This is a genomic window from Marinobacter halodurans, assembly GCF_004327985.1.
Lineage (GTDB): Bacteria > Pseudomonadota > Gammaproteobacteria > Pseudomonadales > Oleiphilaceae > Marinobacter_A > Marinobacter_A halodurans.
In genome coordinates, this window is record NZ_SJDL01000038.1 from 46,858 (window position 1) to 53,996 (window position 7,139).

A 7,139-nucleotide genomic window follows, 5' to 3' on the forward strand; every position below is an offset into this window, starting at 1 on the left:
CGTTTCCTCGTGGGTTCGCGCCGGCCGGGTCTCTTCACCTGTCCGGATTTCCGGATGGTTTTCCTCTGACCCACCTCCACCTCATCCATGACATCCCTGTTTTACCAATGTTTTACTTTTTGGCACAGCATGCGCATAGGTGTTCCGGTGCTGGGCAGATTGCCCCTCCAACACAACAACAACAGCGCAAGGAGCACACCATGACGATTCGCCTCCCACTCATGGTGGCGATGGCTGCCTTCAGCCTCGCCGCCGGTACGGCCGATGCCCGGCCCATTGCCGGCATCAACCAGAAACCCGGCTTCCTGATCAGCGACATTGCCCATCGACGCTATGACGGGTCCGGCAACGACCTCTTGACCGGCGGCCTGGGTGCAGGTGGCCTGGCCAGCGGCACCGCGCCGGCACCAGCCGATCCGCTGAATCCCACCGCCGAAGAACTGCGCACCCTGGCCATCTACAACAAATACCGGGCGCTGGTGGACACCAGTGCCGGCGGTGGTTACGGGACGCTGTTCGGCCCGCAGGTGGACGCGGACGATGCCGAGGGGAAGATCCCGGGCGACGAGTATCTCGCCCTGATGACCCTGGACGGCAACGATGTACCGGCGACAGTCATGCTGCAGGTTCCCGACAGCTTCGATCCCGCCAGTGCCTGCATGGTCACCGCACCGTCGTCCGGTTCCCGCGGGATTTACGGCGCCATCGGCACCGCCGGTGAATGGGGACTGAAGAAAGGTTGCGCGGTGATCTACACCGACAAGGGCACCGGGACCGGCGTCTTCAACCTGATAACCGGCGCCGGCCAGACCCTGCAAGGCCAGACCCTGCAAGGCCAGACGACAGCCGATCCCGCAGCCCGGCTCCAGTTCCGGCCCGGGCTTTCAGCAGCGGAACTGGCAACGTTCAACGCCAACTGGCCGGATCGCTTTGCCGTCAAGCACGCCCACTCGCAGGTCAACCCGGAGGCGGACTGGGGCCGGTACGTGCTCAGATCCATCGAATTCGGGTTCTATGTGCTGAATGAAACCTACGGCAAGCAACTCCCCAACGGCAAGGTCCAGGTGACACTGAAACCGTCCAACACGCTGGTGATCGCCTCGTCGGTTTCCAACGGCGGCGGCGCCTCGGTGCGGGCAGCGGAGGAAGACCGCCGCGGCCTGATCGACGGGGTCGCCGTGTCTGAACCCAACGTGAACCCGACGGTGGATACGAGCTTCACCATCCGCCAGGGCAACGCCGCGCCGGTCAGAGATCACAGCCACAGCCTATTGGATTACACCACCGCCCTGGCGGTGTATCAGGGCTGCGCCAACCTGGCACCGGGCGTGAAGGATACGGCGCCGTTCAACGGGGTGCTCAACGACTTCACCGTGGATGACAACATCTGCAGCGTCCTGGCCGCCAGGGGTCTGGTCAGCGGGGCGGACACCGATGCCCGGGCCACCGACGCGCAGCGCATCCTCAACGAAACCTACGCCATCCAGCCGGAACAGGACCTGGTGGCTCCCAGCCACTTCGGCGCGGCGGTCGCCCAGAGCATCAGCATGACCTACGCCAACGCCTACGGGCGCTTCGGGGTGACGGATCGTCTCTGCGGGCTGAGCTTCGCCGCCACCAACGCCAGTACCGGCGCAGTCGAGCCGCTTGCGGAGACCGCCGAGGCCACGCTGTTTGCCACCAGCAACGGCATTCCGCCGTCGGCCGGCATCAACCAGGTCTACGACGACGCCAGTGGCGGGCCGACCAACCTCAAGCTGAGCACGTCACCCTCCAGCGGCCTGCGGGACTATGGCCTGGATGCCCTGCTGTGCCTGCGCAGCCTGGCCCAGGGCGCGATGCGGTTACCGGAGCGCGCCTGTCGGGCGAACAGGCCGACCAGGCGCAACGGATTGCCGACGGCATTGACGCCATCCGTGCCAGCGGCGACCTGCACGGCATCCCGACGGTGATCGTGACCGGGCGCTCCGATGCCATCCTGCCCATCAACCACACGTCGCGGCCCTACTTCGGGCTCAACCGGACCGTCGAGGGAAACAGCAGCCAGCTGTACTACTACGAAGTGCTCAACGGCCATCACCTGGATGCCTTCAATGCCTTCCCCGGCTTTAACGAGCGCTACATTCCGCTGCACCGCTACTACCTGGAGGGGCTGGACCTGATGTACGCGCACCTGACCAAAGGCGCGGCGCTGCCGCCGAGCCAGGTGGTCCGGACCACGCCGAGGGGTGCCGGCGCACCGGCCATCACCGAAGCCAACGTGCCGGCGATCGCTGAAACGCCGGACGCGGCCGACCGGATTGTGTTCGAGGAGAAGGAAGTGCGTATTCCGGATTAGCGCCGGGGCGATCCAGCGGCGCCTTATTACTCCAGGTCAATGCGGCGGATGGCCTGACGCAGGAAATCCGCCCGGGCCTGGAGTCGTTGGCGCCGTTCGGGATTGCGGCTTGCTTCGTACTGGCTTTCCACACCCTCGAGCTCCTGCGACAGCCAGCCGCGGATCATAATGTAGTAGCGGCTGTCGGTGCCGTAGCGAACGAGGGTGTCGAGGGATTCCGGATCGGCCGGCCGGTCGATGGCGGCATCCACCGCCTGCACCATGTGGCCGATCCGTTCGGCCTCGCTGGTCGGCTGCGTCTGACAGCCGGCCAAAACAGCCGTCAGGGCAATCGCCAGCAATAGGGAAGAATGGCGCATCCGTTCTGTCATGACATGGTGTCCTGTCAGCGAGCACCAGGCGGTGCGGTTACGGCAACTGGTCCAGCACCGCCTGACAGGCCTCTTCCTGATTCAGGGCATCACAGTCGACAATGATGTCGGCATAGCGCCGGTACAGGGCGTTGCGTTCAGCGAACAACTCTTCGATGGTCTGGTCCGGACGCTTGGAAATGCCCCGCAGGCTGTAGTCCCCGATGCGATGCTGGACTGTGGACAACGATACATCGAGAAACACCACCCGGCCATTTGTCTTCAGGTGCGACATGGCCGCCTCGCTGTAGACGGCACTGCCCCCGGTGGAGATGACCGCACCGCTGGCATGCAGGTCGCACAGGACCCGCTCCTCGATGTGGCGCAGGGCCTGGTAGCCGGTGCCATCGACGATCTCCTGCAGGGTCTTGCCTTCTGCCGACTGGATCAGCAGGTCGGTATCGATGAATTCCATGGCGGTGCGCTTGGCCAGCAGGACACCGACCGTGCTCTTTCCCGAGCCGGGCATGCCGATGAGGACAATGTTGGGATGTTCGTTCATTGCAGGGACTTCCAGTCAATCAGCGGAATGGGGGCGCCTATGATACCGGGGCCGGTCGCAGCGTGCTTGCCTGCAAGCGCCCTGTCGCGGCATCCCATTCCCAGAAGCGGTCCGGGCGCAGGTGGACGCCGCCGATCCAGCGGTTGCGGATCATCAGGTCTCCTGCCGAAGCCTGGCCGGCCAGGACGAGTCGACCCTTGGCTGTCAGTTGGAAGCGTTGTGCCGGATCCACCTGCCAGGCGGGCAGCTCGCTGTCGGTCACCAGCAACGGCTCCTCACCGTCGCTCAGGTTGTGCAGCAGCCAGCGAAACCCCAGATCGCCCATGAAGCGGCGCTCCTCGGTGTTCTGGACTTCGCCGAACAGCGGGCCGAAGGTATCTTCCCCCTGGCCAATCAGGCTCAGGGCATGGTAGGCGGTGCGCGATAACCCCGTATGGGGCTGGGGGTATTCTTCCAGCAGGCGGCGGACCGCGCCGTCAAAAAACGGCAGGGCGCCGGTGTCCGCATCGAGCAAACCGGCCCAGCGCTCCGGCGTGTCCGCGCGAAAGGCCGCCCAGGCCACCTGCGCCAGGCCCAACTGGGCGGCACTCACCGGCCGCTCCGCCTCCAGGTAGCGCTCAACCAGCTCGGGCGAGGCCGTGCCCAGGTAGTCATCCAGCGTCAGCAGCGTGACCGGTACCGACGGGGGATGGGCCGCCAGCCAGTCCAGGATTTGCAATAGCTGCAGTTGATCGTAGAGGTCGTGTTCAAACCAGAGGCGAATGCGGTCATACTCACCGCACTGCGCGAGCCACGCATCCCGGACCTCGAAATCCGCCTGCTCCAGCGGTGCCCAGCCCCGCTCGCTGATAAAGCGCGCCCGCAACACCGACAGGCCGGTCAGATCGAGGCCGTCCGGAACCGGGCCTTCATGCAGGATGTCCCGCCAAGGCAGCCAGTCCCCCGGTTGCCCGGCCCGGGTCAGGACCTCGACGGCACAGTCCCCGTTGGTGATGTTGAGTATGCGCTCGGCCATCAACGAACCTCAGAGCTGGTCGCCGGAGACGAACTGCAGCACCACCTCGTTGTCCTTATCCAGCAATTGCAGTAACGGTCCCTGGATCCGGTAATGGGTCACGGCCCGCAGGGCTTTCTGGTAAGCGTCTTCCTGCTCCATTCCCTTGAAACAGGCTATCATGGTGGAGGCCAGCGGGCCGAACTGCAGTTGATCGCCATTGAGGGTGTAATGGCCCGCGAACTGGTTGCAACCGGAGAAGCCAGAAATCCGCTGACCTTCCTCGGACAGGACCATGTTCAGTTTACGCTGGTCCGTTTCCTGGCTGATGGGGTCGTCATGAATGCGCGTCAGTTCCCAAAAGGTGCCGATCAGGCTATTGCGGGCGCTGTCGGCGCGGGCCATCTCGGCGATGGTGCCGCTGGCCCGGCTCACCAGGATAGCCACCGGTCCGGTATCGCCGGGCAGCTCAACCGGATGGGCCTCGGTGCTCATGAACAGCAACCGGTCATCCAATGTGACCTTGGCCCGCAGGTTATAGTGACGCCCCTCGATCACCTGGTCGGGCTCGTAGGACAGGGTGAAGCTCCAGGGCGGGGCGCCTTCGGCCCTGAACTGCATGTCGGCCACGGGCTCGGCCGGCGCATCGGCCAGGGACACGTCTTCCAGCGCCACCGTGACCTGGGCGTCGGGCGGCAACATCATGCGCTCCCGGTATGTCACCGTCCCCTCAATCTGACGCGTCTTCGACGCCTGGAAGCGTTCCATCATCGGGGCGCACCCCGACATGGCGCCGGCGGTGACCAGTGCCAACGCGGCCAGGGCGATGCCCCGCCAGGTCCCGCCACACGCTCGTTTACCCTGCATCATCCTGATTCCTCCTTCCAAATATGGATATAGGATAGTCATGACAAACCGGTTAATCAGATTTTTACCTTACCCCTGAGTTGTTTGGTACGCCCGCGCTCGGTTTTACGATCCATGCGCTTGCGCTGGGAACTGCGGGTGGGGCGGGTGGCCCGGCGCGCCTTGCGCGGACGGGCGACGCTGCGGATCAGTGCCCGCAGCCGCTCCAACGCATCCTCCCGGTTCTGCTCCTGGGTGCGGAACTGCTGGGCCTTGATGATGATCACGCCGTCCTTGGTGATGCGCTGGTCCGCCAGCGCCAGCAGCTGTTGCTTGTAGAATTCCGGCAACGACGACGCCCGCACATCGAAGCGCAGATGGATTGCCGTCGACGTCTTGTTCACGTTCTGGCCCCCGGCGCCTTGCGAGCGGATGGCACTCAGCTCGATCTCGGATTCCGGCAATGTCACGTTGCGGGAAATCTCCAGCATCCAGACTCCTGTATCGGTTGTGCAACGGTCAATCGGCCGCCACCAGCGGCTTCACCAGCGCGGGTCCGCCCAGTTGACTCATCTGGCGCAGGATCCAGTCCACCCGCTGCCAGACGTAGGCCGACGGCCGCGCGGCACTCAGCGCCTTGGGATTGGGCAGCACCGCCGCCAGCCGGGCCGCCTGGCTGGCACTGAGCCGGCTGGCGTGAATGCCATAGAAGCGCAGGCTGGCCGCTTCCACACCGTACACGCCGTCGCCGAATTCGGCCACGTTGAGGTACACCTCCATGATGCGCCGCTTGTTCCAGAGCGCCTCCATACCCAGCGTCAGGCCCGCTTCCAGCCCCTTGCGTATCAGCTGGCGGCCGTTCCACAGGAACAGGTTCTTGGCGGTTTGCTGGGAAATGGTACTGGCGCCACGCAGGCTGTCGCCCTGCTGGTAGTCCTCCACCGCGGTGGCGATGGCGTTCAGGTCCAGTCCCCAGTGCTGGAGGAAACGCTGGTCTTCGCTGGCCATTACGGCCAACGGCATCCACGGCGATATCCGCTGGATCGGCACCCAGTTCTGCACCTGACGACGCCCGGGATGGGCAATGTGATCGGCGATCATGAACGCCGTGGTCGGGGGATTGACGAAGCGCAACACGCCAATCACCGCCAGCATGAACAACACCAGCCCACAAAGGGGGTACAGCAGCCACCGGGCCGCGCGTTTCCAGCCTGATTGTCGCGCCACGCGTGAATCTCACTCCTGAATCGTCAGACGATGGGCTAATCATCATGCCCGGACCAACGGCCAGGTCAAGGGGCTGACTCCGCTCGCCAACTTACGACGCCTCTGACTGGCTCTCCCACAACATGGCCAAGGGTGGCAAATGGCATCACTCTCATTTACGATCAGGCATTCAATGCACGGACGCATGGGCATACGGATATGGAGCATCAATCGCCTGCAGATCGAGAGGGCGGGAACGCCGTGATGTTTGAAGCACTCACGGACCTGCCGCCGCTGGAATCCCCCCTGTTTCTGGTTCACCAGGCTCTCCGGCCTGACGCGCTGCGCCGACTTTACGAGCAGGAGCCGCAGCCACGGCTACGCTTTGTCTACCAGGGGACAACCCAGGACGAAGCCAAACTCGCCGGCCCCATGCTGATCGACGCCAACCAGCCGGCCGCCGAACCTTACTTTCTAAAAGGCGTTCGCGAAGGCTGGGCGATGGCGCTGGTCGGCCCCGGGCTTACCCTTGACGCAGCCAACACCCATTTCAAAACCCTCCTCTGGACCCAGACTCCCCGGGGCAAGGCCCTGTTCAATTTCGCCCTGCCCGACGCGTTGGGCGGCCTCGGAGACTCGTTGGACTCCTCGCAGTTGAACCGGTTGCTAGGTCCCCTGCATCGCCTGATCGGCTCGACCGACGGCCAATTCTGGCAGTTTCGCCGTAACCAGCCGGGGCGAGCAATGGCCGAAGCGGACCCGCTGACATTGACCCCGGAGAACCTGCAGCACATGGCCCGCCAGCGCCGGCATCGGCTGGCCAGGGCACTTTCCAGACATTAT

9 protein-coding genes are annotated in these 7,139 nt (G+C 64.4%); 3 read left to right on the forward strand and 6 right to left on the reverse strand.

What is annotated here, in order from left to right; translation table 11 throughout:
* The first annotated feature begins 200 nt into the window (after nt 1-200).
* Both EZI54_RS19185 and EZI54_RS25310 read left to right on the forward strand, forming a co-directional pair.
* Nucleotides 201-1,952 (forward strand): 3-hydroxybutyrate oligomer hydrolase family protein, encoded by a 1,752-nt coding sequence (locus EZI54_RS19185; protein ID WP_278248735.1) that lies wholly within the window; start codon nt 201-203, stop codon nt 1,950-1,952.
* Entirely contained in the window at nt 1,913-2,338 is a 426-nt protein-coding gene (locus EZI54_RS25310; RefSeq protein ID WP_278248736.1) for a 3-hydroxybutyrate oligomer hydrolase family protein, read from the forward strand. The genes EZI54_RS19185 and EZI54_RS25310 overlap by 40 nt, the downstream gene beginning before the upstream one ends.
* A 26-nt stretch (nt 2,339-2,364) precedes the next feature.
* On the opposite strand, the gene EZI54_RS19190 is transcribed toward EZI54_RS25310, so the two are convergent.
* The 6 genes from EZI54_RS19190 to mtgA are packed head-to-tail and all read right to left on the reverse strand — an operon-like array spanning nt 2,365 to nt 6,317.
* Nucleotides 2,365-2,709: a hypothetical protein gene (locus tag EZI54_RS19190; RefSeq protein WP_131483496.1), complete on the reverse strand. Its 345-nt coding sequence runs from the start codon at nt 2,707-2,709 to the stop codon at nt 2,365-2,367.
* A gap of 37 nt (nt 2,710-2,746) precedes the next feature.
* Nucleotides 2,747-3,250, reverse strand: a complete 504-nt coding sequence (locus tag EZI54_RS19195; RefSeq protein WP_131483497.1) for a shikimate kinase — start codon at nt 3,248-3,250, stop codon at nt 2,747-2,749.
* A 37-nt stretch (nt 3,251-3,287) separates the two neighbouring features.
* Nucleotides 3,288-4,265: a hypothetical protein gene (locus EZI54_RS19200; protein WP_131483498.1), complete on the reverse strand. Its 978-nt coding sequence runs from the start codon at nt 4,263-4,265 to the stop codon at nt 3,288-3,290.
* Nucleotides 4,266-4,274: 9 nt separating this feature from the next.
* Nucleotides 4,275-5,114 carry a YbaY family lipoprotein gene (locus EZI54_RS19205; RefSeq protein ID WP_165495808.1) on the reverse strand — a complete coding sequence of 280 codons (840 nt, stop codon included), beginning with the start codon at nt 5,112-5,114 and terminating at the stop codon, nt 4,275-4,277.
* A 53-nt stretch (nt 5,115-5,167) separates the two neighbouring features.
* Entirely contained in the window at nt 5,168-5,581 is a 414-nt protein-coding gene (arfB, locus tag EZI54_RS19210) for an alternative ribosome rescue aminoacyl-tRNA hydrolase ArfB (protein ID WP_131483500.1), read from the reverse strand.
* A 28-nt stretch (nt 5,582-5,609) separates the two neighbouring features.
* Nucleotides 5,610-6,317, reverse strand: coding sequence for a monofunctional biosynthetic peptidoglycan transglycosylase (gene mtgA, locus EZI54_RS19215; protein ID WP_131483501.1), 708 nt, complete (start codon nt 6,315-6,317; stop codon nt 5,610-5,612).
* Between the two features lie 243 nt (nt 6,318-6,560).
* On the opposite strand from mtgA, the gene EZI54_RS19220 reads away from it, so the two are divergent.
* Nucleotides 6,561-7,139 (forward strand): DUF4123 domain-containing protein (locus tag EZI54_RS19220; RefSeq protein WP_165495809.1); only part of this gene is annotated, 579 nt, incomplete at its 3' end.

Bases quoted from the DNA above. Each gene is read 5' to 3' on its own strand.
- EZI54_RS19190 (WP_131483496.1), bottom strand. From the start codon at position 2,709: ATGACAGAACGGATGCGCCATTCTTCCCTATTGCTGGCGATTGCCCTG.
- EZI54_RS19195 (WP_131483497.1), bottom strand. From the start codon at position 3,250: ATGAACGAACATCCCAACATTGTCCTCATCGGCATGCCCGGCTCGGGA.
- EZI54_RS19200 (WP_131483498.1), bottom strand. From the start codon at position 4,265: ATGGCCGAGCGCATACTCAACATCACCAACGGGGACTGTGCCGTCGAG.
- arfB (WP_131483500.1), bottom strand. From the start codon at position 5,581: ATGCTGGAGATTTCCCGCAACGTGACATTGCCGGAATCCGAGATCGAG.
- EZI54_RS19185 (WP_278248735.1), top strand. From the start codon at position 201: ATGACGATTCGCCTCCCACTCATGGTGGCGATGGCTGCCTTCAGCCTC.
- EZI54_RS19205 (WP_165495808.1), bottom strand. From the start codon at position 5,114: ATGATGCAGGGTAAACGAGCGTGTGGCGGGACCTGGCGGGGCATCGCC.